At 64.5% G+C, this 26,404-nt stretch carries 25 protein-coding genes; 11 read left to right on the forward strand and 14 right to left on the reverse strand.

Going from position 1 to position 26,404, the window contains the following annotated elements; translation table 11 throughout:
- Positions 1-9 precede the first annotated feature (9 nt).
- Both RCF34_RS19175 and RCF34_RS19180 read left to right on the forward strand, forming a co-directional pair.
- The gene (locus RCF34_RS19175) at positions 10-480 is read left to right on the forward strand and encodes a metallophosphoesterase family protein (RefSeq protein WP_308709607.1); all 471 of its coding nucleotides are present in this window, start codon (positions 10-12) and stop codon (positions 478-480) included.
- Positions 481-490: 10 nt separating this feature from the next.
- Complete coding sequence (locus RCF34_RS19180) at positions 491-1,111, forward strand: flavin reductase family protein (RefSeq protein WP_308709608.1); 621 nt, start codon at positions 491-493, stop codon at positions 1,109-1,111.
- A 58-nt stretch (positions 1,112-1,169) separates the two neighbouring features.
- Here RCF34_RS19180 and RCF34_RS19185 read toward each other — a convergent pair whose 3' ends face one another.
- The 7 genes from RCF34_RS19185 to RCF34_RS19215 all read right to left on the reverse strand — a co-directional run bounded on the left by RCF34_RS19185 (position 1,170) and on the right by RCF34_RS19215 (position 7,580).
- The gene (locus RCF34_RS19185; RefSeq protein WP_308709609.1) at positions 1,170-2,108 is read right to left on the reverse strand and encodes a glutathione S-transferase family protein; all 939 of its coding nucleotides are present in this window, start codon (positions 2,106-2,108) and stop codon (positions 1,170-1,172) included.
- On the reverse strand, positions 2,096-2,416 hold the full coding sequence (locus tag RCF34_RS19190) for a GIY-YIG nuclease family protein (protein WP_308709610.1): 321 nt from the start codon (positions 2,414-2,416) through the stop codon (positions 2,096-2,098). The genes RCF34_RS19185 and RCF34_RS19190 overlap by 13 nt, the downstream gene beginning before the upstream one ends.
- A 2-nt stretch (positions 2,417-2,418) precedes the next feature.
- Positions 2,419-3,111 (reverse strand): phosphatidylcholine synthase, encoded by a 693-nt coding sequence (gene pcsA, locus RCF34_RS19195; RefSeq protein WP_308709836.1) that lies wholly within the window; start codon positions 3,109-3,111, stop codon positions 2,419-2,421.
- 264 nt (positions 3,112-3,375) lie between these two features.
- The gene (locus RCF34_RS19200) at positions 3,376-4,143 is read right to left on the reverse strand and encodes an amino acid ABC transporter ATP-binding protein (RefSeq protein WP_308709611.1); all 768 of its coding nucleotides are present in this window, start codon (positions 4,141-4,143) and stop codon (positions 3,376-3,378) included.
- Positions 4,144-4,153: 10 nt separating this feature from the next.
- A complete protein-coding gene (locus RCF34_RS19205; RefSeq protein WP_308709612.1) occupies positions 4,154-5,254 on the reverse strand; it encodes an amino acid ABC transporter permease in 1,101 nt (366 codons plus the stop codon).
- A gap of 9 nt (positions 5,255-5,263) precedes the next feature.
- Positions 5,264-6,451 carry an amino acid ABC transporter permease gene (locus RCF34_RS19210; protein ID WP_308709613.1) on the reverse strand — a complete coding sequence of 396 codons (1,188 nt, stop codon included), beginning with the start codon at positions 6,449-6,451 and terminating at the stop codon, positions 5,264-5,266.
- A 100-nt stretch (positions 6,452-6,551) separates the two neighbouring features.
- A complete protein-coding gene (locus RCF34_RS19215) occupies positions 6,552-7,580 on the reverse strand; it encodes an amino acid ABC transporter substrate-binding protein (RefSeq protein ID WP_039976150.1) in 1,029 nt (342 codons plus the stop codon).
- Positions 7,581-7,945: 365 nt separating this feature from the next.
- On the opposite strand from RCF34_RS19215, the gene RCF34_RS19220 reads away from it, so the two are divergent.
- The 3 genes from RCF34_RS19220 (at position 7,946) to rhlB (ending at position 11,358) form a co-directional block, all read left to right on the forward strand.
- Positions 7,946-8,608, forward strand: coding sequence for an alpha/beta fold hydrolase (locus RCF34_RS19220; protein WP_308709614.1), 663 nt, complete (start codon positions 7,946-7,948; stop codon positions 8,606-8,608).
- 198 nt (positions 8,609-8,806) lie between these two features.
- Positions 8,807-9,757 (forward strand): GGDEF domain-containing protein, encoded by a 951-nt coding sequence (locus RCF34_RS19225; protein ID WP_308709615.1) that lies wholly within the window; start codon positions 8,807-8,809, stop codon positions 9,755-9,757.
- A gap of 95 nt (positions 9,758-9,852) precedes the next feature.
- Positions 9,853-11,358, forward strand: coding sequence for an ATP-dependent RNA helicase RhlB (gene rhlB / locus RCF34_RS19230; protein ID WP_308709616.1), 1,506 nt, complete (start codon positions 9,853-9,855; stop codon positions 11,356-11,358).
- A gap of 141 nt (positions 11,359-11,499) precedes the next feature.
- Here the strand turns inward: rhlB and moaE are convergent, their stop codons facing one another.
- The 4 genes from moaE to RCF34_RS19250 all read right to left on the reverse strand — a co-directional run bounded on the left by moaE (position 11,500) and on the right by RCF34_RS19250 (position 14,163).
- Complete coding sequence (gene moaE / locus RCF34_RS19235) at positions 11,500-11,955, reverse strand: molybdopterin synthase catalytic subunit MoaE (RefSeq protein WP_308709617.1); 456 nt, start codon at positions 11,953-11,955, stop codon at positions 11,500-11,502.
- Positions 11,956-11,957: 2 nt separating this feature from the next.
- On the reverse strand, positions 11,958-12,209 hold the full coding sequence (locus RCF34_RS19240; protein WP_308709618.1) for a MoaD/ThiS family protein: 252 nt from the start codon (positions 12,207-12,209) through the stop codon (positions 11,958-11,960).
- Positions 12,206-12,685 (reverse strand): cyclic pyranopterin monophosphate synthase MoaC, encoded by a 480-nt coding sequence (gene moaC, locus RCF34_RS19245; protein ID WP_308709619.1) that lies wholly within the window; start codon positions 12,683-12,685, stop codon positions 12,206-12,208. Before moaC ends, RCF34_RS19240 begins: the two co-directional genes overlap by 4 nt.
- Before the next feature lie 86 nt (positions 12,686-12,771).
- Complete coding sequence (locus RCF34_RS19250) at positions 12,772-14,163, reverse strand: PhoH family protein (protein ID WP_308709620.1); 1,392 nt, start codon at positions 14,161-14,163, stop codon at positions 12,772-12,774.
- 353 nt (positions 14,164-14,516) lie between these two features.
- On the opposite strand from RCF34_RS19250, the gene yaaA reads away from it, so the two are divergent.
- From yaaA to RCF34_RS19280, 6 genes are all read left to right on the forward strand, one after another.
- A complete protein-coding gene (gene yaaA, locus RCF34_RS19255; protein WP_308709621.1) occupies positions 14,517-15,296 on the forward strand; it encodes a peroxide stress protein YaaA in 780 nt (259 codons plus the stop codon).
- Between the two features lie 397 nt (positions 15,297-15,693).
- Positions 15,694-17,154, forward strand: a complete 1,461-nt coding sequence (locus RCF34_RS19260) for a mannose-1-phosphate guanylyltransferase/mannose-6-phosphate isomerase (RefSeq protein WP_308709622.1) — start codon at positions 15,694-15,696, stop codon at positions 17,152-17,154.
- A gap of 117 nt (positions 17,155-17,271) precedes the next feature.
- Complete coding sequence (locus tag RCF34_RS19265; protein ID WP_308709623.1) at positions 17,272-18,135, forward strand: TIGR01459 family HAD-type hydrolase; 864 nt, start codon at positions 17,272-17,274, stop codon at positions 18,133-18,135.
- Positions 18,136-18,160: 25 nt separating this feature from the next.
- Positions 18,161-19,135: a D-glycerate dehydrogenase gene (locus RCF34_RS19270; RefSeq protein ID WP_308709624.1), complete on the forward strand. Its 975-nt coding sequence runs from the start codon at positions 18,161-18,163 to the stop codon at positions 19,133-19,135.
- Between the two features lie 229 nt (positions 19,136-19,364).
- A complete protein-coding gene (locus RCF34_RS19275; protein ID WP_308709625.1) occupies positions 19,365-20,885 on the forward strand; it encodes a fumarate hydratase in 1,521 nt (506 codons plus the stop codon).
- Between the two features lie 128 nt (positions 20,886-21,013).
- Complete coding sequence (locus RCF34_RS19280; RefSeq protein WP_308709626.1) at positions 21,014-21,382, forward strand: antibiotic biosynthesis monooxygenase; 369 nt, start codon at positions 21,014-21,016, stop codon at positions 21,380-21,382.
- Here the strand turns inward: RCF34_RS19280 and RCF34_RS19285 are convergent.
- The 3 genes from RCF34_RS19285 to RCF34_RS19295 all read right to left on the reverse strand — a co-directional run bounded on the left by RCF34_RS19285 (position 21,357) and on the right by RCF34_RS19295 (position 26,234).
- A complete protein-coding gene (locus RCF34_RS19285) occupies positions 21,357-22,661 on the reverse strand; it encodes an acyltransferase (protein ID WP_308709627.1) in 1,305 nt (434 codons plus the stop codon). The two genes, RCF34_RS19280 and RCF34_RS19285, sit on opposite strands and share 26 nt — an antisense overlap.
- Before the next feature lie 94 nt (positions 22,662-22,755).
- Positions 22,756-23,910 carry a phosphatidylserine/phosphatidylglycerophosphate/cardiolipin synthase family protein gene (locus tag RCF34_RS19290; protein WP_308709628.1) on the reverse strand — a complete coding sequence of 385 codons (1,155 nt, stop codon included), beginning with the start codon at positions 23,908-23,910 and terminating at the stop codon, positions 22,756-22,758.
- 185 nt (positions 23,911-24,095) lie between these two features.
- On the reverse strand, positions 24,096-26,234 hold the full coding sequence (locus tag RCF34_RS19295) for an EAL domain-containing protein (RefSeq protein WP_308709629.1): 2,139 nt from the start codon (positions 26,232-26,234) through the stop codon (positions 24,096-24,098).
- Between the last annotated feature and the right edge of the window lie 170 nt (positions 26,235-26,404).

Genomic DNA, 26,404 nt, shown 5'->3' on the forward strand with positions numbered 1-26,404 from the left:
GGAGCTGCCATGGCCAATCCCTATCGCGTCGGCCTGATCGCCGATACCCATGGCCTGCTCCGGCCCCAGGCGCTGGAAGCCCTGGCCGGCAGCGATTTCATCCTGCACGCCGGTGACATCGGCAAGCCCGAAATCCTCGACGCCCTGCGCGAGATAGCGCCGCTGGCGGTGGTCCGGGGCAACAACGACGACCTGCCCTGGGCCGACGACATCCCGGAGCGCGTCACCCTGACCCTGGCCGACGTCGACATCCATATGCTGCACATCCTGCCCGAGCTGGACCTGGCGGCCGCCGGTGCCAAGGTGCGGGTGGTGGTCAGCGGCCACTCGCACAAGCCGCTGATCGAAGAGCGTGCTGGCGTACTCTACATAAACCCCGGCAGCGCTGGCCCACGGCGCTTCCGACTGCCGATCAGCGTCGGCCGCCTGACCCTGGACGCCGGCCAGATCCAGGCCGAGATCCTGGAACTCACCCCATGAAGGAATCCCGATGAGCATCGATTACCACTCCTACGAACCCCGTCAGGGCCACGGCCTGCCCCATGACCCCTTCAACGCCATCATCGCGCCCCGTCCCATCGGCTGGATCTCCTCCCACAGCGAAACCGGCGTCCTCAACCTGGCGCCCTACAGCTTCTTCAATGCCTTCAACTACAAGCCCCCGCTGATCGGTTTTTCCAGCCAGGGCTACAAGGACAGCGTGGCCAATATCGAGCGCACCGGCGAGTTCGTCTGGAATCTGGCCACCCGGGAACTGGCCGAGGAGATGAACGCCAGCAGCGCCATGGTCGGGCCCGAGGTGGACGAATTCGCCCTGGCTGGCCTCGAACCCGCGCCCTCCAGTGTCGTCAAGGTGCCGCGTGTCGCTCGGGCCCAAGTGGCCTTCGAGTGCAAGCTGAGCCAGATCGTCCGCCTCAAGACCGCCGCCGGGGATGAACTGGATCAATGGCTGGTGCTGGGCGAGGTGGTAGCCGCCCATATCGACAAGCGCCTGCTCAAGGACGGCATCTACCAGACCGCAGCCGCTCGCCCCATCGTGCGCGGCGGTGGCCCGGCCGACTATTTCGAGATCACCGAGGCCGCGCTGTTCCGCATGCGTCGCCCCGACTGACCGGCTGGCCTTGGAATGCAAAACGGCGCCCCAGGGCGCCGTTTGCTTGCCAGGCTTCCTAGCCCGCCGCGCTGACGCGGAAATTCAGCCGCGGGAAATGCACCTGGATAGCCCCCAGTTGCTCGTCGTGTCGACGGATCACCAGGGCTTCGCTATCGGCATGCACCAGTTCACCCGCCACCGGATCCACCCCATAGTCGGTCGCCGCCACGCTCACCCGGTCGCCCCAGGCGAAGCCTTCCACGGCAATGGCCTGGTCGCGCGGCAAGGCCAGCGGCTCCGCGATCCTGGCGATCTCCAGCGCCTCGGCGGCGCCGAGTTCCTCATGGGTACCATGACCGAACCCCAGCACCCGGGCGAACCAGGCGGCGATCTCGGGACGCTCGTCGATCAGGGGCGCCAGTTGCGGCGTGCTCTTGAGAAACCAGAAGTTGTGCGCCAGGGCGATGTCGGCCACCGAGGGCGCGTCGAAGAGGAATTCGCCGGCGCTACGCTTGAGCTGGGTCTCCAGCCGGGTCAGCAGGGTCGGCAGCTGTTGCCGGGCCTGCTCGGGCGTCAAACGGCTCAGGCTGCCACCACTGAACAGCGCCTTGCGATCAGCCATGAAGGCCTGGGCCTGCTCCGGCGGCAGACTGGCCAGGCGCGGCCCCATGATCTCCGGCTGGAACATCAGCGCCACCGCATGCTGGAACAATACCGAATCCGCCCAGCCGGCAAAGGCGGCCACGACCGCTTCCTGACCTTCCGGAAACAGCGCCGGCACTGCCTTTTCCGCCTCCAGGCGGCGGGCGATCAGCGCCGTGTCGCAATAGACATCGGCCCCTACCTGCAGCACCGGGGTCTTGCGATAGCCGCCGGTGAGCGCCACCAGCTCGGGCTTGGGCAGCATCCGCGGAATGATCACCGAACGCCAGGCCAGGCCCTTGAAGCCCAGCAGCAGGCGCGCCTTCTCGGCGAAGGGTGATTGCCAGTAGTGATGCAGAATCAGCTCGGACATGACAGCTCTCCTGAAGGGGCCGCGGACGCCAGGCCGGATCGGGCCAGCACCAGGGCTTCCTTGGCTTTTTTGGGCAGCTTCTTGATCTGGATTTCGCGGCGCAGCGCGGCCGACTTGTCGCCGCAGGCTTCCACATAGACCAGCGCCTGGGCCGGGCTGGAAGCGAAGAAGCGGGCGCCACGGCCACTGCGGTGCTGGGCGAAACGGCGCTCCGGATCATCGCTGATGCCGCAATAGAGCGCCTGATTCTCGGCGCGCACCAGGTAGACATACCAGGTGCGCGTGGGTGGCGGGGGGCCGTCGCTCACCGTCAGGCGAGCCACTCCCGGGCGGTACGCCAGACGCACACGCCGACGAAATAGATGCCGCTGGCGAACCAGAGGACCATCAGCCACAGCGGCTTGTCGGGATGCACGAACACCATCATGGCGCTGCTGAGCAGCCAGATGGAAGTCACGGCGATATTCAAGGCCATCAGCTGGCGCACGCGGAAGGGATGCAGGAACTTGACCCGGGTCAGGGTCAGGGCGGCCAGCACCAGCACCACCGCCATGCTGAACCAGGGCGCCAGGTCCAGTACATAGAAATACAGCGCCACCACGTTCCAGGCCGCCGGAAAGCCGACGAAATAGTTGTCGGCGCTCTTCATGTTCACATTGCAGAAACAGAACAGCGACGACAATAGGATTATGCCCACCGCCACCAGCTCGAAGTGCGGCGGCAGGGGAACGAAGCGATAGATGAAGATGGCCGGAATGAACACATAGGTCAGGTAGTCGACCACCAGGTCCAGCGCCGAGCCGTCGAAATGGGGCAGGACCCGCTTGACTTCGAACTTGCGCGCCAGGGTGCCGTCGAGACCGTCGACGAGCAGGGCGATGCCGAGCCACATCAGGCAACCCTTGGGTTGACCGTCGACCAGAGCGAGCAGCGCCAGAAGCGCGAGGATCACACCACTGGAGGTCACCGCATGGGCGCCCCAGGCCTTGGCTTTTGTCAGCATGAGCGGATGGGAAATGGAGTTCACGGGCGTCTCTCTATGATGACGGCTTCGACTGCCCAGCGCACCGCCTGTTCTGGCGATACGCTACGAAATCGACAATGAAGCCGGTGAACGGCAAGGCGGACCTTGACCGCCGACCCCGGAAACCGGGCGCCAAACATCGAGGATACCGCGCCTTGCGGTCCTTTGCCCGCCTTCCCGCCGAACGCCCGTGACTGGGTTCGCAGGACGACCGGGGCGGATAGGCCTCCGCCCCGGCCGCGCTTAGTGCAGGATCTGCCCGAGGAACAGACGGGTACGCTCGTTCTGCGGGTTGTCGAAGAACTGGTCAGGGGCGGCCTGCTCGACGATTTCGCCCTTGTCCATGAAGATCACCCGGTTGGCCACGGTGCGGGCAAAGCCCATCTCGTGGGTCACGCAGAGCATGGTCATGCCGTCCTGGGCCAGACCGATCATGGTGTCCAGCACCTCCTTCACCATCTCCGGATCGAGCGCCGAGGTCGGCTCATCGAACAGCATGATGCGCGGCTGCATGCACAGCGCCCGGGCGATGGCCACGCGCTGCTGCTGGCCACCGGACAGCTGGCCTGGAAACTTGTTGGCCTGCTCGGGAATGCGCACCCGCTGCAGATAGTGCATGGCGATCTCTTCGGCCTGCTTCTTCGGCAGCTTGCGCACCCACATGGGCGCCAGGGTGCAGTTCTGCAGCACGGTCAGGTGCGGGAAGAGGTTGAAGTGCTGGAACACCATGCCGACTTCGCTGCGAATGGTCTCGATCTGCTTGAGATCGTTGGTCAGCTCGGTGCCGTCGACGATGATCTGGCCCTTCTGGTGTTCTTCCAGGCGATTGATGCAGCGAATGGTGGTGGACTTACCCGAACCGGACGGTCCGCACAGCACGATGCGCTCGCCCTGGGTGACGGTCAGGTTGACGTCCTTGAGTACGTGGAACTGGCCGTACCACTTGTTCACGTCCTTGAGCTGGATCATGACCTTGCTGCTGTCGACCGGCTGCTTGTTGCTTACATTCATCTGTTGACTCCTAACGCTTGTGGCCGGTGTTCAGCTTGCGCTCCAGACGGGAGGAGTAGCTGGACATGGCGAAACAGAAAATCCAGAAGACCAGGGCGGCGAACACATAGCCTTCGGTGGACAGACCAGGCCAGGCCGGGTCGGAGGTGGCGCGCTTGATGCTGTTGAGCAGGTCGAACAGGCCGATGATGACCACCAGGCTCGAATCCTTGAACAGCGCGATGAAGGTGTTGACGATGCCCGGGATCACCAGCTTGAGCGCCTGCGGCAGGATCACCAGGCCAGTGGTCCGCCAGTAGCCCAGGCCCATGGCGGCGGCGGCTTCGTACTGCCCCTTGGGAATGGCCTGCATGCCACCCCGCACCACCTCGGCGATATAGGCCGCCTCGAAGACGATCACCATGACGATGGCGCGCAGCAGCTTGTCGAGGTTCATGCCGTCGGGCAGGAACAGCGGCAGCATCACCGACGACAGGAACAGCACCGTGATCAGCGGGATGCCGCGCCAGAATTCGATCATGGTCACGCAGATGACCTTGATCGCCGGCAGCTTGGAACGCCGCCCCAGGGCCAGCAGGATACCCAGCGGCAAGGCGCCGACGATGCCCACCGCGGCGATCACCACGGTCAGCATCAGGCCGCCCCACTCACTGGTGGGCACCACGCGCAGACCGAAGCCGCCATACAGCAGCCAGAAGGCCATCAGCGGATAGATCACCAGCAGCGCCAGGCCGTAGCGGGCCTTGTGCTTGAAGCTGTCGAGGAACAACGGGACGGCTCCGACCACGGCGATCACCACGGTCAGATCGACGCGCCAGCGCTGATCGCCGGGGTAGAAGCCGTACATGAACTGGCCGAAGCGCTCCTTGATGAACACCCAGCAGGCGCCGCCCGGCACGCAGTCGGCACGGGTGCTGCCGCTCCAGGTGGCGTTGATGAAGGCCCAGTTCACCACCGGCGGCACGATCAGCCAGACGATGTAGAGACCGAACAGCGTCAGGATGGTATTGCCGACACTGGAAAACAGGTTGCCACGGATCCAGGCCAGGGCACCGACGCTGGAAGGCGGCGGCGGCAGGTCCGGTTTGAAGGTATGGGTCTGGTTACTCATACGCGCTCCTTAACGCTCGATCAGCGCGATGCGCTTGTTGTACCAGTTCATCAGGATGCTGATGCTGATGCTGATGGCCAGATAGACGCTCATGGTGATGGCCATGGTTTCGATGGCCTGGCCGGTTTGGTTCAGGACGGTGCCGGCGAACAGCGCAACCATCTCCGGATAGCCCACTGCGGCACCCAGCGAAGAGTTCTTCATCAGGTTCAGATACTGGTTGGTCAGCGGGGGAATGATCACCCGCAGGGCCTGGGGAATGATCACCAGCCGCAGGATCAGCCCCGGACGCAGACCCAGGGAGCTGGCCGCCTCGGTCTGGCCATGGCTGACCGCCTGGATGCCGCCCCGCACCGTCTCGCCGATGAAGGCCGCGGTGTAGACCGACAGGGCCAGCGCCAGGGACACCAGCTCGGGGATGATCACCCAGCCACCACGCAGGTTGAAGCCTTGCAGTTCCGGCACCTCCCAATGCAACGGCTTGCCGAAGACCAGGGCCGCCAGCAGCGGGATCCCGATCAGCAGGGCCAACACCGTCCAGAGCACCGGGAAACGCTGACCGGTGGCGTGCCGGCGCTTGCGCGCCCAGCGCACCACCACCACGCTGGCGACGATGGCGATCAGCAACGCGATCAGACCAGGCACGAAGCCGGCCTCGGCGATCGGCGCCGGCATGTAGAGGCCGCGGTTGTTGACGAACAGCGCGCCGCCCAGGCTCAGGCTCTGACGCGGACCCGGCAGGGGCGCGAGCACGGCGAAATAGACGAAGAAGATCAGCAGCAGCGGCGGAATGTTGCGGAAGGTCTCGATGTAGACCGTGGCGACCTTGCGCAGCAGCCAGTTGTTCGACAGGCGTGCCACACCCACGCTGAAGCCGATGATGGTCGCCAGGACGATGCCGATCACCGAAACCAGCAGGGTATTGAGCAGCCCGACCAGGAAGACGCGCCCGTAGGTATCGCCCTCGGTGTAGGGAATCAGGTGCTGCGGAATGCCGAAACCGGCGGTGTTGTTCAGAAAGCCGAAGCCGGAGGTGATACCCCGGTTGGCAAGATTGGTCTGGGTGTTGTCGAACAGGAACCAGCCGAAGGCCACGACGGCGACCACGGCCACGATCTGGAACAGCCAGGAGCGTGCCTGCGGGTCGGTGAGCAGCGACCCACGGACCGGTGCGGACGGTTTGCTAACGTTTTGCATCTACTAGGAGCCTCATTAAATTCTCGCCCCACAGCGCGGGGAGCGCTGCAGGGCGAGAATCTGCACATCCGGAAGGTGTTCGGCGACCAAGGCGCCGAGATCAACGGACCGGCGGGGCGTACTGCAGACCGCCTGCATTCCACAGGGCGTTGAGGCCGCGCTTGATCTTCAGATCGCTACCCATGCCGACGTTGCGCTCGAAGACTTCGCCGTAGTTGCCGACCTGCTTGACGATCTTCACCGCCCAGTCTTTCGGCAGCTTCAGATCCTTGCCGAATTCGCCATCGGCACCCAGCAGACGACGCACGTCAGGATTCTTGGAATCCTTGGCCTGAGCTTCCACGTTGGCGGAGGTCAGCCCCAGTTCCTCGGCGTTGACCATGGCGAACAGCGACCACTTGACCACGGTCAGCCAGTCTTCGTCGCCACGACGGACGGCCGGCGCCAGGGGCTCCTTGGAGATCACCTCGGGTAGCACGACGTAGTCGTCCGGGCTGGCCAGCTTGTTGCGCTGGGCATAGAGCTGGGACTGGTCGGAAGTCAGCACGTCGCAACGACCGGCTTCCATGGACTTGGCGCTCTCGTCCGAGGTGCTGTACGTGATGGGGGTGAACTTCATGCCGTTGGAACGGAAGTAGTCGGCCAGGTTGAGTTCGGTGGTGGTACCGGCCTGGATGCACACGGTGGCGCCGTCCAGTTCCTTGGCGCTCTTCACGCCCAGCTTCTTGTTCACCAGGAAGCCCTGGCCGTCGTAGTAGGTGACGCCAGCGAAGATCAGGCCCATGCCGCCATCGCGGGAGCTGGTCCAGGTGGTGTTGCGCGACAGCACGTCGATCTCGCCGGATTGCAGCGCAGTGAAGCGCTCCTTGGCGGTCAGGGGGGTGAAGCGAACCTTGGTGGAGTCACCGAAGACCGCAGCGGCCACGGCGCGGCAGACGTCGACGTCGATGCCCTTGTAGTCACCCTTGGAGTCAGTGTAGGAGAAGCCCGGCAGGCCATCGCTGACGCCGCATTGCACGAAACCTTTGTTCTTCACTGCATCCAGGGTAGCGCCTGCGTGAGCCATGCCGGACAGGCCAAGAGCAGCGGCGGTGGTCAGAATTGCCAGGGTAGACTTCACCATCTTCATCGATAAGCTCCACTTTGTTTATGAATTACGTTCCAGTCGCACGGCAGCACGATGTCTCTCGCCTGATTGCCGTGGAACCCGCCCACCCGATCCCTGGGCGTCCTTCATCAAGGGAAGAAGGAGACGCACTGGAAGGCATGACGAAGCAGTGAGTCAGTGTTACCTGTTAGTGCACTACCTGGCCGCATCCTAGGTGAGGCAATTTGCGGACCATTGAATGCGACAGCTGCTCACTTAGCTCAAACCCGGCAATCGCGAGACTTCGAGCAAAAAGCCGGATAACTGAATTATGAAAATGCGACACGCATTTTGTGCACCATCTGTTACCACACCCATTTTTAGCGGCACCAAACTGGAGCAAAGCCTTGGAAAATTCGCCTCTTGTGCTGGAATCGTCCAGCGGAACCGCCGATAGCTGCGTCATTTGGTTGCATGGCCTGGGTGCAACCCAGCATGACTTCGAACCTGTTGCCGAATTGTTGCAGCGCACCCTGACCTCGACCCGTTTCGTTCTGCCCCAGGCACCGACCCAGGCGGTCACCATCAATGGCGGCTGGGCCATGCCCTCCTGGTACGACATCCTGGCCATGAATCCGGCCCGGGCCATCGACCGCGCCCAGCTGGAAACGTCGGCCGCCACGGTACGGGCCCTGATCGAGACCCAGCAGGCCCAGGGGATTCCCGCCGAACGCATCGTGCTGGCCGGTTTCTCCCAGGGGGGCGCCGTGGTCCTGCATACCGCCTACAATACCCCGTGCCCCACCCTGGCTGGCGTCATGGCGCTGTCGACCTACGCCCCCAGTTTCGCAGACGCCCAGATCAATCGCGGTGGGGCTACCCCGGTGCTGTGCCTGCACGGCAGTCAGGACGACGTGGTTCCTCTGGCCCTCGGGCGCGCAGCCTACGAGGCGCTGGTGGCCGCGGGCGTGGAAGCGCTCTGGCACAGCTATCCCATGCGCCACGAGGTGATTCCGGCGGAAATCCAGGATATCCAGGACTGGCTGCTGGCACGTCTCGGCGGAAAATAAAGGGCGAATCACCGGACCGCTTCGTTTTTGGAAACCGGTCGACAATTTGCGGAACTGGGGGCGAATGGAGGCCTGGAAAGGGCAAAGCGAACGAACTTTGGGGTACCCGTCCGGTCCAGTAGGGGTGCCTGAAGGTCGTGATGTGCATGGAGCAGCTATGGCCCGAGTTTTCCTTTCAGTCCCCGGGGTGATCCTTTGATGGCTGCCCCCTTGTCGGTCTGGCTGACCGAAGTACCGGTCGCTTCCCTGAAGGACCTGCGCCTGTTCGAGGGTGTGGAGACCCATCTGCTGGAAGCCCTGATCGCCCGCTCGGCCACCCGTAGCCTGGTTGCCGGTGAGTGCCTGCTCTCGCCTGCGATGATCAACCAGTACATGTACCTCATTCTCGAAGGTCGTGCGCGGGTCCATTTGGGCTCGCCGGAAAATCCGCCCATCTATCTACTGGGTCCAGGTGAATGCTCGGGCGAAATCAGCTTCATGGATAGCGAGCGGCCCAGCGCCCATGTCATTGCCGAAGCCGACACCCTGGTGCTCTGCCTGCATCGCGATCTGGTGCTGGAGTTGATCGAACGCTCCTCCAAGGCCATGCACAACCTGCTCGGCATCCTCTGCGAGCGGATGCGGCGCGGCAACCAGCTCATCGTCGACACCGAACGCAATGCCAATGTCGACACCCTGACCGGCCTCTTCAATCGTCGGCGTCTCGAGCAGCTGTTCGAGCGCGAGAGCACCCGTTGCGCCTTCAACCGGCAGCCACTGAGCCTGCTGATGCTGGATGTCGATCACTTCAAGCGCTACAACGATACCCATGGCCACCTGGCGGGCGACTATGCCCTGTGTCTGGTCGCCAACACCCTGCGCGACCAGCTGCGGCCCAAGGACAGCATGGCGCGCTATGGCGGTGAAGAGTTCGTCATCCTGCTGCCGGAAATCGATCGTGACGAAGCGATCGCCATCGCCGAGCGCCTGCGCCAGAGCCTGGCGGAGATCAAGGACTTCTACTCGCCCTGCGGCAGGCTGCCAGGAGTGACCGTCTCCATTGGTCTGGCCCAGATGCGCAAGGCCGACTCCCTGGACGAACTGGTGGGACGGGCGGACAAGTCGCTCTACCAGGCCAAGGATGCCGGGCGCAATCGGATCAGTGGCTGACCGGATTGCGCTTGCGTTCGGCAGGTAGTTGTTGCCGGGCACGTAGGTTGCTTTACACTGCGGTCTCATTCCGCTTTCGATGATCGAGACCCTCCGTGCTCAAGGCACTCAAAAAATTTCTGGGCAAGGATCAGGAGGTCGCTCAGCCGACACCCTCCCCTGCGCCCCAAGCTACCCCCAGCGTCGCTCCTGCAGCCCTTTCCTCTCCTGCACCCATCGCGCCCGAGCCCCAGGCCGAGCGTGCGCCGCACAAACCGCGCACCCCAGGCGAATCCCGTAGTCAGGAGCCTCGTGCTCAGGTCGAAAAACAGGAACCCCGCGCCCAGGCGGAAAGATCCGCCAAGCCGCGTCGCGAACGCAGCCCGCGCAAGCCCAAGCCGGTCGATACCTGGAAACTGGAAGACTTCGCGGTCGAGCCGCAGGAAGGCAAGACGCGCTTCCATGACTTCAAGCTGGATCCGCGGCTGATGCACGGCATCCATGACCTCGGCTTTCCCTACTGCACGCCGATCCAGGCGCAGGTACTGGGTTTCACCCTCAAGGGCAAGGACGCCATCGGTCGCGCCCAGACCGGCACCGGCAAGACCGCTGCCTTCCTCATCTCGACCATCACCCAGTTGCTGACCACCCCGCCGCCCAAGGAAAGATACATGGGCGAGCCGCGGGCGCTGATCATCGCGCCGACCCGCGAACTGGTGGTGCAGATCGCCAATGACGCCCTGGACCTGGCCAAGTACACCGGGCTCAACGTCATGAGCTTTGTCGGCGGCATGGACTTCGACAAGCAGCTCAAGCAGCTGGAGGCGCGCTATTGCGACATCCTGGTCGCCACCCCGGGCCGTCTGCTGGACTTCAACCAGCGCGGCGAGGTGCATCTGGACATGGTCGAGGTCATGGTGCTGGACGAGGCCGACCGCATGCTGGACATGGGCTTCATCCCCCAGGTTCGCCAGATCATTCGCCAGACCCCGCCCAAGAGCGAACGCCAGACCCTGCTGTTCTCCGCCACCTTCACCGAAGACGTGATGAATCTGGCGCGGCAGTGGACCACCGATCCGGCCATCGTCGAGATCGAGCCAGAGAACGTGGCCAGCGAAACCGTCGAGCAACACGTTTACGCCGTGTCCTCCAGCGACAAGTACCGCCTGCTCTACAACCTGGTCGCCCAGAACAACTGGGAGCGGGTGATGGTGTTCGCCAACCGGCGTGACGAGGTGCGGCGCATCGAGGAACGCCTGACCAAGGACGGCATCAGCGCCGCCCAGATGTCCGGCGACGTGCCCCAGCACAAGCGCATCAAGACCCTGGAAGGCTTCCGCGCCGGCAAGATCCGCGTACTGGTTGCCACCGACGTGGCCGGTCGCGGCATTCACGTCGACGGCATCAGCCACGTGATCAACTTCACCCTGCCGGAAGATCCGGACGACTACGTGCACCGCATCGGTCGTACCGGTCGTGCTGGCGCCAGCGGGACCTCCATCAGCTTCGCCGGCGAGGACGATGCCTTCGCCCTGCCGCCCATCGAAACCCTGCTGGGCCGCAAGATCTCCTGCGAAATGCCTCCGGCCGAGTTGCTCAAGCCGGTCCCGCGGCAGCGCTGAGGCAGCCCCTCCAGGCGGCTATTGCCATAGCCGCCCCGCTCCATCTTGGTTAAGGGGTAGCGTGGACAACGGCGTAGCCTTATCCATGCCTTGCCTCGCTTACCGCGTGGAAAACGCTCCGCGGTTTTCCACCCTACGTCATTAGGGCTTCGCCCAGCGGCCGGCGGCGTCCTGATCGCTGACGCGACCTTCCACCCAGCGCGGTCCTTCGGACGTGTCTTCCTTCTTCCAGAAGGGTGCGCGGGTCTTGAGATAGTCCATCACGAAATTGCACGCCTCGAAGGCGGCCTGGCGGTGGGCGCTGGCGGTGCCGACGAAGACGATGGGCTCGCCTGGTTCCAGTCGGCCGATGCGATGCAGGATATCGACCCCGAGCAGCGGCCAGCGCTGATTCGCCTCTTCGGCGATCCGTGCCAGGGCCTTTTCGGTCATGCCGGGAAAGTGCTCGAGAAACAACCCGCCGACGTCCCGGCCGTCGTTGAAATCCCGCACGTAACCCACGAAGCCCACCACGGCACCGATGCCGGTGTTGGCGGCATGCAAGGCATTGAGTTCCTGTCCGGGATCGAAGGCCGCGGCCTGCACACGGATAGCCATGATCAACCTCCGGTCACGGTTGGAAAGAAGGCGACCTCGTCACCCTCGCGCAACGGCTCGGTCAGGCCACAGAGTTCTTCGTTGCGAGCGCACATCAGCCCCTGCTCACCCAGGGTCTCGGCCCAGATTCCGCCGCGCTGGACCAAGTGCTTGCGCAGGTCGCCCACGGTGGCCAGCTCAGGCTCCCACGCCAGGCTGTCCTCGGCGAGGCCCAGCACTTCGCGATAGCGGGCGAAGAATTGCACGCGAATCATGCCGGTTGCTCCTCGGCGCGGAAGCGACCGCTCTTGCCACCACTCTTTTCCAGCAGCCGCACCGCCTCGATGGTCATGCCCCGATCGACGGCCTTGCACATGTCGTAAAGGGTCAGGGCCGCGACGCTGGCGGCGGTCAGGGCCTCCATTTCCACCCCGGTCTGGCCGGACAACTTGCAGGTGGCGGTGATCCGCACCCCATCGGGGGCTTCGGCGACCAGCTGAACCTTGACGCCGGTCAGCATCAGCGGATGGCAGAGCGGGATGAGGTCGGCGGTCTTCTTGGCTGCCTGGATGCCGGCGATACGCGCCACGACGAAGACGTCGCCCTTGGGGTGGCCGCCGCTCTGGATCAGGTCGAGGGTTTCCGGACGCATGCGCACCCGGGCTTCGGCGGTGGCTTCACGGAAGGTCACCTGCTTGTCGGTGACATCGACCATGTTGGCACGGCCTTGGGAATCGAGATGGGTCAGCACGGCATGACTCCTGGAAAGGACCTGCCATTGTAGACCTGCCGTGGAGGATTTGATCCCCGCCCGTGGTCAGGCGGGGATCATGGCCTTCAGAGATGGGCCTCGGCGTATTCGGCGAGGACGGAACGGGGCACACCCTGCAGGGTGATGTGCACCCCGTGGTTGAAGCCCTTGAAGCGCTCGGAGAGGTAGGTGAGACCCGAACTGGTGGCCGAGAGGTAAGGCGTATCGATCTGCGCCAGGTTGCCCAGGCAGATCACCTTGGAGCCACTACCGGCGCGGGTGATGATGGTCTTCATCTGGTGCGGGGTGAGGTTCTGGCATTCGTCGATGAGGATCAGACTCTGCTGGAAGCTGCGACCGCGGATGTAGTTCAGCGACTTGAACTGCAGCGGCACCTTGCTGAGGATGTAGTCCACGCTGCCATGGGGGTTGTGGTCGTCCATGTGCAGGGCTTCGAGGTTGTCGGTGATGGCCCCCAGCCAGGGCTCCATCTTCTCGGCCTCGGTCCCGGGCAGGAAGCCGATGTCCTCGTCCAGCCCCTGGACGCTGCGGGTAGCGATGATCCGCCGGTATCTCTTGGTGACCATGGTCTGCTCGATGGCCGCGGCCAGCGCCAGGATGGTCTTGCCCGAACCCGCCGCGCCGGTCAGGTTGACCAGGTGGATATCCGGCTCCAGCAGGGCGAACAGCGCCAGCGCCTGATAGATGTCGCGCGGCTTGAGGCCCCAGGCTTCCTGATGCATCAGGGGCTCCTGGTGCATGTCGAGCAGGATCACCTCGCCGTCGCGTACCGCCTTGACCCAGCCGACGAAGCCCTGCTCGTCGAGCACGAAATCATTGACGTTGAACGGGGGCATTTCGGCCGACAGCTGCACCCGATGCCAGACGCGGCCCAGCTCCTGCCGGCTTTCCACCTTGCTCACGTTGTCCCAGAAGGACCCCTGCAGGTTGTGATAACCCTGGGACAGCAGGGAGACGTCGTCGAGCAACTGGTCGGTCTGGTAGTCCTCGGCGGCGATGCCGCAGCCACGCGCCTTCAGGCGCATGTTGATGTCCTTGGTCACCAGCACGACCCGCTCCTGGGGATGCTGGGTGCGCAATTCGACGAGCTGGTTGATGATGCGGTTGTCGTTGATGTCGTCGGGCAGGCAGGCCATGGGCCCGGCGCGACGCCCCATGAGAATGGACAGCCGTCCCTTGGCCTCGCCCTTGCCGCGAGGGATGGGCACGCCCCGCTCGACGTCCTCGGGCGAGGATTCGGCGAGAACGCTGTCGATCAGGCGGATCGCCTGCCGGCATTCGGCGGCGACGTTGTGCTTGCCGGTCTTGAGCTTGTCGAGTTCCTCCAGGACCGTCATGGGGATGGCGACGTGATGCTCCTCGAAATTGAGCAGCGCGTTGGGATCGTGGATCAGTACGTTGGTGTCGAGCACATAGAGGGTGGGCTGGGTGGGGCGGGAACGTCCGTGATCATCCATACTCGGTCACCTCGTAGAAACGCTTGACTCGCAAGCCTGTCGACGGCGCGCCAGACGACGCTCCGCTGCGAAAGGTGCCGTCGCTCCAGCAACGGGTTCACGGACCGGCCAACATGAGGGCACGGGACCCGAAAGATGCGACGGACACTTCGGTAATAACGCAAAAGACCTTGGGCACAAAAGCTTTTTTTGGCCGTACCCGATTTTTTTCGCGCTCCCCTATTTCCTGTCGCCCGACCCGGCAACCTCGCCCCGAAGCGGTGGTCAATACCTATCGATCCCATCGGCGAGGCCCACTGGAGCCCAGCGGCGGAGACTTCTAGAATGGCGCCTCGCCAAGAGGAGCCAAGCCGATGCTGATGGTGATTTCCCCCGCCAAGACGCTGGACTACAGCACGCCGCCGAGCACGTCCCGCCATACCTTGCCGCAATACCTGGAGCACTCCCGCGAGCTGATCGAGGAGCTCAAGCGGCTCGAGCCGGCGGAAGTCGCCCAGCTCATGGGGGTGTCAGACAGGATCGCCACCCTCAACGTCGCCCGCTTCGGCAGCTGGACCCCGGACTTCACCCCGGAGAATGCCAAGCAGGCGCTGCTGGCGTTCAAGGGCGACGTCTACACCGGCCTTGCCGCCGAGGACTTCCAGGAAGACGACTTCGACTTCGCCCAGCGCCATCTGCGCATGCTGTCCGGTCTTTACGGCCTGTTGCGCCCGCTGGACCTGATGCAACCCTACCGCCTGGAGATGGGTACCAAGTTCGCCAATGCGCGTGGCAAGGATCTCTATGCCTTCTGGGGCGAGCGCATCAGCGATTGGCTCAAGGCGGATCTCGCGGCCCAGGGTGACGACGTCCTGCTGAATCTGGCCTCGAACGAGTATTTCAGCGCGGTGCGCCGGGCGCGCCTGCAGGCCCGCGTCGTGGACGTGGAATTTCGCGATCTCAAGAACGGCGACTACAAGATCATCAGTTTCTACGCCAAGAAGGCGCGGGGCCTGATGGCGCGGTACGTGATCAGACAGCGCGTCTCCGCGGTGGACGACCTACGCGATTTCGGTGACCAGGGTTATCGCTACTCGACCGAGCGTTCCTCCGCCGACAAGCTGGTGTTTCTGCGCGATACACCGCCGGATTAGCCGAGCGAATCGACGGATGGCACAATTGCCCGCACGCTGGGCCGTCGAACTGGCTAGAGGGTCACATTCGGTGCCTGCCATCCGTGAAAGACTGTCATCTCCCTCCAATAAAAAAGGTTTCAGCCCGGTAGCGGGGACGTTTCAGGCAAGAAAAGTTGCCGGACATCTCAAAACCGCTGCCTTTCCGGAAAAAGGAAACTTCGCTGAGAACCACTTTCGTTTGATTCTGTCTTTGTCTGGTCCTTGCCCTGGGTCATGCTGGCCAATGGCAATCAGTCCGCACGTTCAATTTGTACCGGTCGATAGTTCGACCGGTTGATCTTTCGAAGCATGGACGCTTCGTCCCGACCTCAGGGACAGCGGCCACAAATCAGCAGACGCTGAAGGAGTAACGCCCATGATTCCCGTCATCCTGTCCGGTGGTAGCGGCTCGCGACTCTGGCCCCTCTCGCGCAAGCTCTACCCCAAGCAGTTCCTGGCGCTGACCAGCGAACAGACCATGTTCCAGGAGACCATCAATCGCCTGGGTTGCGAGGGCAGCATCGCTTGCCCCATCATCGTCTGCAATGCCGAGCACCGCTATCTGGTGGAAGAGCAGCTCAAGGCCGTCGAGTGCAAGCCCCAGGCGCTGATCATGGAGCCCTTCGGTCGCAACACCGCGCCAGCCGTGGCCATCGCCGCCATGCAACTGGTCGCTGACGGCAAGGACGACCTGATGCTGGTGCTGCCCGCCGACCACGTGATCGAGGACGAAGCCGAATTCAAGGCCGCCCTGCAACAGGCCGCCGCCGCCGCCGAGCGTGGCGAGATGGTGCTGTTCGGCATCCCGGCCACCGCGCCCGAGACCGGCTACGGCTACATCAAGACCGGCACCAATGACGGTCTGCCCCAGGGCGTGTCCCGCGTCGAGCGTTTCGTCGAGAAGCCCGATGCCGTCACCGCCACCGAATACGTGGCCTCCGGCGACTACTGCTGGAACAGCGGCATCTTCCTGTTCCGCGCCAGCCGTTTCCTGGAAGAGCTCAAGAAGCACGACACCGACATCTATGACACCTGCCTGCTGGCCCTGGAGCGCAGCAGCATCGACGGCATCAACATCAGCATCGATGCCGCCACCTTCGCCGTCTGCCCGGACAATTCCATCGACTACGCCGTGATGGAAAAGACCACTCGCGCCTGCGTGGTGCCCATGAGTGCCGGCTGGAACGACGTCGGTTCCTGGTCCGCGCTGTGGGACGTACACGCCAAGGACAGCAACGGCAACGTCATCAAGGGCGACGTCGTCCTGCATGACAGCCGCAACTGCCTGGTGCACGGCAACGGCAAGCTGGTGACCCTGGTCGGTCTGGAAAACGTGGTCGTGGTGGAAACCAAGGACGCGGTCATGATCGCTCACAAGGACAAGGTCCAGGACGTCAAGAAGCTGGTCAACGCCCTCGAGAAGCAGAACCGCAACGAGGTCAAGGCGCACCAGGAAGTCTTCCGTCCCTGGGGTTCCTACGACTCCATCGACATGGGCCAGCGCTTCCAGGTCAAGCGCATCACCGTCAAGCCGGGCGCCCAGCTGTCGCTGCAGATGCACCATCACCGTGCGGAGCACTGGATCGTGGTGTCCGGTACCGCCGAGGTCACCTGTGACGACAAGGTCTTCCTGCTGACCGAGAACCAGTCCACCTACCTGCCGATGACCTCCGTGCACCGCCTGGCCAACCCCGGCAAGGTACCGCTGGAGCTGATCGAAGTGCAGTCCGGTGGCTACCTGGGCGAAGACGACATCGTCCGCTTCGAGGACATCTACGGCCGCGTCGACACCCAGGCCCTGGAAGTCGCCAAGGCAGGCAAGGCGCCTACCCGCTAAGCCCCGCCTCACGGCAATCCCCAGACACCGGCCAAGGCCGGTGTCTGCGTTTTCGGCCGCCGCTCGGCAAAACCGGTTAGGCTTGTCGTTTCCTCTTTCGCCACTGGATTCCCCTGCATGACCGTTCCCACCCTGCTCCGCCTCGATCAACTGGACGAGGCGCTGGCCGCCTACGACGGCTTCATCCTCGACCTCTGGGGCGTGCTGATCGACGGCTACGAGACCTTTCCGGGCGCCCGTGCCTGGCTGGAGCGGCGGGCGGCGGAAGGCAAACCGGTGTGGTTCCTGAGCAATGCCTCGCGCGATGCGCACGGCATGGTCGAGGAACTGGGCAAGCTGGGCGTGCCTCGCGAACTCTTCGCCGGCATCACCACCTCGGGCCAACTGGCTATCGACGCCTTTCAGCAGGATCCGCAGTTTCGCGAAGGCGGCATCTACCTGTCCGGCCCCGGAACCGGCCAGGTAGGCTGGCCCGCGGAGATCCGCGAGCGCTTCGTCGAAGACATCCATCAGGCAGCCATCATCCTCGGCGTCGGCAGCTTTCCGGAAGACGAACTGGAGGCGCGTTTCGCGCCCCTGGCAGCGGCGTTGGACAAGCCTTTTCTCTGCGCCAATCCGGATCGCAACGTGGTGTCCGGCGGTCTACCCTTCTATGCAGCCGGCAAACTTGCCGATCGCTTCGCCGACCTCGGTGGTTCGGTCACCTGGTATGGCAAGCCCGATCCCTATGCCTTCCATTGCGCGGCGGGGGCGCTGGCCGAACGTGGCGCCAGGCACCTGCTGTTCGTTGGCGACTCCCTGGTGACCGACGTACCCGGTGCGGTAGCGGCAGGCATCGACTGTCTCTGGCTGGCCACCACCGGCATCCATCGCGAGGCCCTTGGCCTGGGCTTCGGCCAGGAGCCGACCCGCGAAGGACTCGAGCCGCTGCTCAGGCAACACCCCGAGCGGCCGCGCTTCGCCGCGGCCGGTCTGGCCTAATCCCTTTCCGCACGACGAGGTATCGATGAGCAAGAAGCACGTAGTGGTCTTCAACCGCCTGCCCGAAACGCTGGTGGAACGCCTGCGCGAACACTTCACCGTCGAGGTGATTCCCGCCAGTGCCAACATCGATCTCTTCGCCGCCACCGCGGCCAAGGCCCAGGGGCTGATCGGCGCCAGTCGCAAGCTGGGCGAGAAAGAGCTGGAAATGGCCACGACCCTGGAAGCCATCGCCAGCGTCTCGGTCGGCTACGACAGCTATGACGTGGATTACCTGACCGGGCGCGGCATCCTGCTCACCAACACCCCGGACGTGCTCACCGATACCACCGCCGATCTCGGCTTCACCCTGTTGGTAAGCGCCGCCCGGCGGGTGCCGGAGCTGGATGCCTTCGTCAAGGCCGGACACTGGCGCAGGGGCATCGGCGAAGAACATTTCGGCACCGACATCCATGGCCGTACCCTGGGCATCGTCGGTGCAGGTCGCATCGGCGCGGCCATCGCCAAACGGGGCCACTTCGGCTTCGACATGCCGATCCTCTATACCGCCAACAGCGCCAAGCCGGAGCTGGAAGAGCAGATGGGTGCCCAGCGTCGCGAGCTGGACGAGCTGCTCAAAGAAGCCGACTTCGTCTGCCTGGTGGTGCCCCTGTCGGCCGCTACCGAAGGCCTCATCGGCGCACGCGAACTGGAGCTGATGAAGTCCAGCGCCATCCTGATCAACCTGGCACGCGGCCCGGTCATCGACGAGCCGGCGCTGATCGAGGCGCTGCGCAACGGCCAGATCCGCGGCGCGGCCCTGGACGTCTATACCCGCGAGCCGCTGGAGGCCTCGCCGCTGTTCGAGCTACCCAACGTGGTCACCCTGCCGCACATCGGCTCGGCCACCCACGAGACCCGCTATGCCATGGCCGAACGCGCAGTGGACAATCTGATCGCGGCCCTCACCGGCGAGCGCCCCACCGACCTGGTCAATCCGGCCGCTCTGGACAACCGCTAGCCGCTGATCGCCCACCGCCAGCCCAGGTGGCGTGCCGTCCGGCCGCTTAAAGGCTATACTGCCGCGCCGCTCTCGGGTCGGCCGCCCTGGCCGGGTGGCCTCTCTCAGTGTGTCAGGCCACCCCTCCGATCGGGCTCCTTCGCGACCCGGTCCGTGCGACCCGAATTGCGCGCCCGTCTCCCCACCGCCCGTGGTCGAGACGCAAGAAACCGCCAAGAGGAGCGCGTACATGACCGTGATCAAGCAGGATGACCTGATCCAGAGCGTCGCCGACGCCCTGCAGTTCATCTCCTATTACCACCCCGTCGATTTCATCCAGGCCATGCACGAGGCCTATCTGCGCGAAGAATCCGCCGCCGCGCGCGATTCCATCGCCCAGATCCTGATCAATTCGCGGATGTGCGCCACCGGCCACCGGCCGATCTGCCAGGACACCGGCATCGTCACCGTCTTCGCCAAGGTCGGCATGGACGTGCGCTGGGACGGCGCCACCCTGAGCCTGGACGAGATGATCAACGAGGGCGTGCGCCGCGCCTACAACCTGCCGGAAAACGTCCTGCGCGCCTCGATCCTGGCCGACCCGGCCGGTGCCCGCAAGAACACCAAGGACAATACCCCGGCGGTGATCCACTACCAGATCGTCCCCGGCAATACCGTGGAGATCGACGTCGCGGCCAAGGGCGGTGGTTCCGAGAACAAGTCGAAGATGGCCATGCTCAACCCGTCCGACTCCATCGTCGACTGGGTGCTCAAGACCGTGCCGACCATGGGCGCCGGCTGGTGCCCGCCGGGCATGCTGGGCATCGGCATCGGCGGTACCGCCGAGAAGGCCGCGGTGCTGGCCAAGGAAGCGCTGATGGACGAGATCGACATCCATGAGCTGAAGGCCCGCGGTCCGCAGAATCGCCTGGAAGAGCTGCGCCTGGAGATCTTCGACAAGGTCAACCAGCTGGGCATCGGCGCCCAGGGCCTGGGCGGCCTGACCACGGTGCTGGACATCAAGATCAAGGACTACCCGACGCACGCCGCCTCCCTGCCGGTGTGCATGATCCCCAACTGCGCCGCCACCCGCCACGCCCACTTCGTGCTGGACGGCTCGGGCCCCGCCGCGCTGGAGGCCCCTCCGCTGGATGCCTATCCGGAAATCGTCTGGGAAGCCGGTCCGAGCGCCCGTCGCGTCGACCTCGACAGCCTGACGCCGGAAGAGGTGCAGAGCTGGCAGCCAGGCGAGACCGTGCTGCTCAACGGCAAGATGCTGACCGGTCGCGATGCCGCCCACAAGCGCATGGTCGACATGCTCAACAAGGGCGAGCCACTGCCAGTGGACCTCAAGGGTCGCTTCATCTACTACGTCGGCCCGGTCGATCCGGTGGGCGACGAGGTGGTCGGCCCGGCCGGTCCCACCACGGCGACCCGCATGGACAAGTTCACCCGCCAGATCCTCGACCAGACCGGCCTGCTGGGCATGATCGGCAAGTCCGAGCGGGGTCCCATCGCCATCGAGGCGATCAAGGACCACAAGGCGGTCTACCTGATGGCCGTCGGCGGCGCCGCCTACCTGGTGGCCCAGGCCATCAAGGGCGCCCAGGTGCTGGCCTTCCCGGAACTGGGGATGGAAGCCATCTATGAGTTCGAGGTGAAGGACATGCCGGTGACCGTGGCCGTGGACACCCGTGGCGAGTCGGTGCACATCACCGGTCCGCAGGTCTGGCAGAAGAAGATCGCCGACAGCCTCGCCGTCGAGATCTAAGCGCCAGTCGCGGTAGAAAAGCCCAGCCCCGTGCTGGGCTTTTTCATTGGGCGCGCGTCCGTCAGCCGGCGGGAGCACTGCCGATTGGCAGGGGTCGCATAGAGACCATCCCTGACCCCGGAGCCCCCATGCCCACTCTTCCCAGCGATTCCGTCTGCAGCCTGGCCCCCGTCTTCGCCGTCCAGCCCGATCAGCTCGAAGCCTTCAAGCGCCTCGGCGAGGCCATGCTGGAGCGCACCCGCGATGAACCCGGCTGCCTCTACTACGGCTTCTGCTACGACGGCACCACGGCGCGTTGCCGCGAAGGCTATCGCGATGCCCAGGCGCTGCTGGCCCATCTGGACAATGTCGGCGACCTGCTGGAGCAGGCCCAGGCCATCGCCACCTTGGAACGCTTCGAGGTGTTCGGTGCGGCCGATCAGCTGGAGCAGTTGCGCGAGCCGCTGGCGGCGCTGAACGCCCGCTTCTTCGTCATGGCCGCAGGCTTCCGCCGCTAGCCCGGGGCGGTTTCTGCCGCGGCGCCAGGCGCGGCAGCAGCACCGCGAGGATGCGCTTGCGGGTCGGCACCACCAGCCGCTCCTGGAACAGCACGCAGAGCACCACCACCGCCAGCAGGAACAGCCAGTACCATTCGATGGAGTTGGTATAGGCCCCGGCGGCGGCGATACAGACCTCGCGCTTGCCGCTCAGGCAGGCCTTGAGATCGCCGCCGATCAGCTGCTCCAGGGTCATGTAGATCCCCGATAGAGGCACGTGCAGGGCGAACATCGACAGTGACGCCGCCCCCAGCCGCGGTGACCAGTGGCGGATGCGCTCACTGGCCGGCTCCTGTGCCAGCGCGGCCAGGTAGACCAGGATCAGCTGCGACGGCAGGAACAGGCCATTGTGGAACAGGAAGTACCAGAACTTGGGACCGTGGGTGAACAGCGCCGTACCCAGGGCGAAACTCAGGATCAGATAGCTCGCCAGCAGCAGCCGCTGCCGCTCCGACGGCGCCCAACCCCGCTCGTACTGGCGGCGAAAGAGGGCGTACAGCAGGATGCCGGCGAGGAACTCCGGCAAACGGAACAGCGGCACCCGTTGCAGCAGTCCGGTGAAGGGCATGCCGTAGTTCTGGTGCAGGATCACCAGCAGCGGCGGGATCAGGTAGAGCGCCCAGACCAGCAGCAACAGCTGCCAGGGACGCTCGCTGGTCATCAGCCGCGGCGCCAGCTTGGGAAAGGTCAGGTAGAAGAAGAACAGCGCCGAGATCGACCACAGCGGTGCATTGAAGGTGAGGTAGTAGGGATTCCAGGCCTGCAGCATGAACAGCTGCAGCACGGCGTTGAACGCCAACTCCGCGTTGGTCATGAAGTGCTGGAACAACTCGGGATTGGTCCGGGCCAAGGGTTCGTTGGTGTCGAACACCACGAAGCGGATGCTGGCCGTGGCGGCGCCCGGTGGAATCCCCAGACTGCCGATCCAGGTCACCACCGCCATCGCCAGCAGCAGGGCGAAGATATGGATGGGATAGAGATTGGCGAAGCGCTTGATCCAGAAGCTGCGCGCCGGCTCGCGCAGGCTGCCGCGACCGCAATAGACATGGGCGAGCAGGAATCCGGAGAGCACGAAGAAGGTGCTGGTGGCGAAGAAGCCCATGCTGGTGATCTCGTCCAGCAGGGGAATGGTCTTGCGCTCGGGATAGAAATGGATGGTGTGGTAGACGACCACATAGAAACCCATCAGGAACCTGAGCCACTCCAGACCGATGAAGCGGTGTTTATCTAAAGTCTGCACTAAGGCGTTACTCGTCTGGCCTCGTCCGCGGGACGATGGGTCCGGCCTGCAGCACCGGATCGGTTATGTTACCCGCACCTGACAACCGGGGCTGCTAACCGCGCCCCAGTACGCCGATCACCAGGCGATCCAGCGAACCCCAGAGCCACTCGCGCGCACGGCGCCACCAGGGGCGACTGCGCCAGAACTCCAGGGTGATCTCCCGGCTCTGGGCGAAATCCTTGACGAAGCTGGCCGCCACCGCCTGACTCAGGCCGCGGTCCACCGCCTCGACATTGGCTTCCAGGTTGAATCTCAGGTTCCAGTGATCGAAGTTGCAGGAGCCGACGCTGACCCAGTGGTCCACCAGCACCATCTTGGCGTGGATGAATCTCGGCTGGTATTCGTAGATGCGTACACCCGCACGCAACAGGCTGCGGTAGTAACGCTGCCCGGCGAAACGCACCGGGGGATTGTCGGTGTGGCGACCAGTGAGCAGCAGGCGCACGTCGACACCGCGGCGCGCCGCGCGCCGGAGTGCCCAGCGTACGCGCCAGGTCGGCAAGAAATAGGGGGTGGCGAACCAGATGCGTTCCTGGCCACCCACCAGGGCACGAATCAGCGCCTGGAGGATGTCACGGTGCTGACGGGCATCGGCATAGGCGACCCGGCCCTGCCCCTCCTGGGCCACCGGCGGTGGCGGTGGACGCTCGCGCCCCCGCCGCGGACGCGGCTTCCAGGCGCGGCGGCGACCGACCGCTTCCCATTGCCGCTCGAACAGCGCCAGCCAGTCCTCCACCAGCGGGCCCTGGATGCGCACCATGACCTCGTGCCAGTTGCAGTCGCTCTTGGCCGGATCCCAGAAATCATCGGTCGCGCCGCTACCGCCGACAAAGGCTTCCTTACCGTCGATGACGAAGATCTTGCGATGATCGCGGTGCAGATTGTGCAAGCCGTGGCCGAAACGCACGGGATTGAAGAGGCGCAGCTCCGCACCCGCCTCTTCCAGCTGGCGGCGCAAGCCAGCCTCCATCCGCAGGGTGCCGAAGCCATCGAACAGGCAACGCACCGCGACGCCGCGCCGGGCCGCCTTGGTCAGGGCCACGAGCAGTTGCTCGGAGCAGCTGCCGGCTTCCACCAGATAGAGTTCGACATCGATCTGGCGACTGGCGCCGGCGATGGATTCGAGCATGGCCGGAAAGAACCGACCGCCGTCCACCAGCAATTCGAACCTGTTGTTTTCCCGCCATGGAAAGACGGCGCCCCGCATGCTTCCTACTCCGTGCCTGTGGCCCTTGCATAAGAAGGCACGGACGAGGGTTCGTTCAGTGGCACCTGTGGTTTGCCGAGCCAGGCGCCGGCCGGGCAAGCCCGCCGGCTCTGGCACACCGCCTGCTTGGTGGCCTGCACCGATGGACGGAGATCCGCCGTTCCGGGAGCAGGCGCGCGGGGTCGCTAGAGCGTCGGTTCGGGGCGTCGGGCGGTCCAGTCCACCTGCTGGGGAAAGCGGCCGGTCACCTCGGCGCTCAGCGGGCGGGAAACCAGGAAGCCCTGCATGATTTCGCAGCCATGCTCGATCAACCAGTCGCGCTGTTCCAGGGTCTCCACGCCTTCGGCGATGACCTCCAGATCCAGGTTGCGGCCCAGTTCCAGGATGGTGCTGACGATGGCGGCGTCGCGGGAGGAATCCAGCATGTTGGCGATGAACAGCTGATCGATCTTGAGGGTGTCCAGCTCGAAGTGGCGCAGATAGGCCAGCGAGGAATAGCCGGTGCCGAAGTCGTCCACCGCGATGCGCACGCCGAGGGCCCGCAGCTGCGACAGCTGCGCCCGCGTGTAGTCGATGTCGTGCATCAGTGCCGACTCGGTCACCTCGATTTCCATCTGCCTGGGTTGCAGCCCATGGGTCTCGATGATCTGGCGCAGGCTTTCCGCCAATTGCGGCATGCCGAACTGCACGGGACTGAGGTTGATGCTCAGCAACAGTTCGTCGCCGTAGATCTCCTGCAGGGACTGCAGCTTGGTCGCGCCCTCGCGGAAGATCCAGTCGCCGATACGGTTGATCAGCCGGGTCTCTTCCAGCAGCGGGATGAAGACGCTGGGCGAAACCTTGCCGGCCACCGTGTGCTCCCAGCGCAGCAGCGCCTCGAAGCCGCGCAGGCGGCCATCGCGCAGATAGACCTGCGGCTGGTAGGCGAGCACGAAGTCCTTGTTGTCGATGGCATTGCGCACGCTTTCTTCGAGCATCAGCCGGGAACGGGCACGGCCATTCATTTCCGGCGAGAAGAAGCGGTACTGCTGGCGTCCGCCACGCTTGGCCTCGTACATGGCGATGTCGGCCGAGCGCAGCAGGCCGTCCACGGTATGGCCGCAGTCGGGATAGCTGGCGATGCCGATGCTGGCGCCCAGGCTGACCTCCATGCCGTCGATGCGATGCACCGTGGCCAGCAGCTCCAAGAGCTTCTCGGCGACGCGGGCGGCATCCTCGGGATGCTCCAGGGAATCGAGCAGTGCGGTGAATTCGTCGCCGCCCATGCGTGCCAGGATGTCGTAGGGTCGCATGCAGCTCTTGAGCTGCTCGGCGACGATGCACAGCACCCGATCCCCGGCCTCGTGGCCAAGGGAGTCGTTGATGCGCTTGAAGCCGTCGAGATCGATGTAGAGCACGGCCATGCGCTTGCCGTTGCGGCCGCTGCGCGCCAGCGCCGCTTCCAGGGTCTGGTTGAAGCCGCGGCGATTGAGCAGCCCGGTCAGGGCATCGGTGACGGCCTGGGATTCGAGCTGGTCCTGCAACTCGCGCATGCGCGACATGTCCAGGGCAATGATGACCATGGCCCGCTGCATACGCGGCAGCGGCGCGCAGGACAGCGCCACCGGCAGGCTGTCGCCGCGATTGGTGCGCAGGCGGGCATCATGCAGGCGATAGGTCTCGCGACGGTCGTAGTGTTCCATGAAGGGCGAGGTCTGCCAGTCGTCGAGACCGCTGCCACCTTCGAGGAAGTCGAGGAAGTTGGCATGCACCAGGTCACTGACGCTGCATCTCAACATGCGAGCGATGGCGGCGTTGGCGAAGGTCACCCGGCCCTGCTCGTTGACGGTGAGGATGCCCTCGGCGGCATTGTCGAGCAGCGAGTCGCTGAAGGACTTGGCCAGCTCCAGCTGCTGGGTGGCCTGCAGCAACTCGCGACGATTGCGCTCGTGATCGAGCAGCGAGCGCACCTTGTGGCGGAGGATATTGGGATCGACGGGCTTGAGCAGGTAGTCGACCGCGCCGGTGGCATAGCCACGCAGCACCGATTCGTAGGAGTGGGCTTCGGCGGAGACGAAGATGATGGGGGTGAAGCGGGTGCGCAGGTTGCTGCGCATGATGCGCGCCACCTCGAAGCCGTCCATGATCGGCATCTGGACGTCGAGCAGCACCAGGTCCACGGTTTCGTCGAGCAGGTATTGCAGGGCACGTTCACCCGAGGCAGCGGTGATCACCCGCCAGTTCCCGACCTCCAGCACCGCCTGCATGGCGAACAGGTTCTCCAGGCGGTCGTCGACCACCAGCAAGACCGGACCTTGCTCTGTCTGCGGCAACGGGCACTCCATCAAGCCTTTTCTCCCCGCGGCCTCTGCCGCCGTGCAGCAGCCATGGGCGGCTGGCTACCTCTTCCCGTCGTGACCCTAAGAAAGGCGTCGCTCTCAACCCTACTAGCGTAGCAGCCGGACAGGGGCCTGCCTCCTGCCAATCGGCGGGAGGCCCCCTTTGCGACGTCTAT

This window comes from Pseudomonas sp. 102515 (genome assembly GCF_031085165.1).
Classification (GTDB): Bacteria; Pseudomonadota; Gammaproteobacteria; order Pseudomonadales; family Pseudomonadaceae; genus Chryseomonas.

Bases quoted from the DNA above. Each gene is read 5' to 3' on its own strand.
- RCF34_RS19175 (WP_308709607.1), top strand. From the start codon at position 10: ATGGCCAATCCCTATCGCGTCGGCCTGATCGCCGATACCCATGGCCTG.
- RCF34_RS19180 (WP_308709608.1), top strand. From the start codon at position 491: ATGAGCATCGATTACCACTCCTACGAACCCCGTCAGGGCCACGGCCTG.
- RCF34_RS19185 (WP_308709609.1), bottom strand. From the start codon at position 2,108: ATGTCCGAGCTGATTCTGCATCACTACTGGCAATCACCCTTCGCCGAG.
- pcsA (WP_308709836.1), bottom strand. From the start codon at position 3,111: ATGCTGACAAAAGCCAAGGCCTGGGGCGCCCATGCGGTGACCTCCAGT.
- RCF34_RS19200 (WP_308709611.1), bottom strand. From the start codon at position 4,143: ATGAATGTAAGCAACAAGCAGCCGGTCGACAGCAGCAAGGTCATGATC.
- RCF34_RS19205 (WP_308709612.1), bottom strand. From the start codon at position 5,254: ATGAGTAACCAGACCCATACCTTCAAACCGGACCTGCCGCCGCCGCCT.
- RCF34_RS19210 (WP_308709613.1), bottom strand. From the start codon at position 6,451: ATGCAAAACGTTAGCAAACCGTCCGCACCGGTCCGTGGGTCGCTGCTC.
- RCF34_RS19215 (WP_039976150.1), bottom strand. From the start codon at position 7,580: ATGAAGATGGTGAAGTCTACCCTGGCAATTCTGACCACCGCCGCTGCT.
- RCF34_RS19225 (WP_308709615.1), top strand. From the start codon at position 8,807: ATGGCTGCCCCCTTGTCGGTCTGGCTGACCGAAGTACCGGTCGCTTCC.
- moaE (WP_308709617.1), bottom strand. From the start codon at position 11,955: ATGGCTATCCGTGTGCAGGCCGCGGCCTTCGATCCCGGACAGGAACTC.
- RCF34_RS19240 (WP_308709618.1), bottom strand. From the start codon at position 12,209: ATGATTCGCGTGCAATTCTTCGCCCGCTATCGCGAAGTGCTGGGCCTC.
- RCF34_RS19250 (WP_308709620.1), bottom strand. From the start codon at position 14,163: ATGGATGATCACGGACGTTCCCGCCCCACCCAGCCCACCCTCTATGTG.
- yaaA (WP_308709621.1), top strand. From the start codon at position 14,517: ATGCTGATGGTGATTTCCCCCGCCAAGACGCTGGACTACAGCACGCCG.
- RCF34_RS19260 (WP_308709622.1), top strand. From the start codon at position 15,694: ATGATTCCCGTCATCCTGTCCGGTGGTAGCGGCTCGCGACTCTGGCCC.
- RCF34_RS19265 (WP_308709623.1), top strand. From the start codon at position 17,272: ATGACCGTTCCCACCCTGCTCCGCCTCGATCAACTGGACGAGGCGCTG.
- RCF34_RS19270 (WP_308709624.1), top strand. From the start codon at position 18,161: ATGAGCAAGAAGCACGTAGTGGTCTTCAACCGCCTGCCCGAAACGCTG.
- RCF34_RS19275 (WP_308709625.1), top strand. From the start codon at position 19,365: ATGACCGTGATCAAGCAGGATGACCTGATCCAGAGCGTCGCCGACGCC.
- RCF34_RS19280 (WP_308709626.1), top strand. From the start codon at position 21,014: ATGCCCACTCTTCCCAGCGATTCCGTCTGCAGCCTGGCCCCCGTCTTC.
- RCF34_RS19290 (WP_308709628.1), bottom strand. From the start codon at position 23,910: ATGCGGGGCGCCGTCTTTCCATGGCGGGAAAACAACAGGTTCGAATTG.
- RCF34_RS19295 (WP_308709629.1), bottom strand. From the start codon at position 26,234: ATGGAGTGCCCGTTGCCGCAGACAGAGCAAGGTCCGGTCTTGCTGGTG.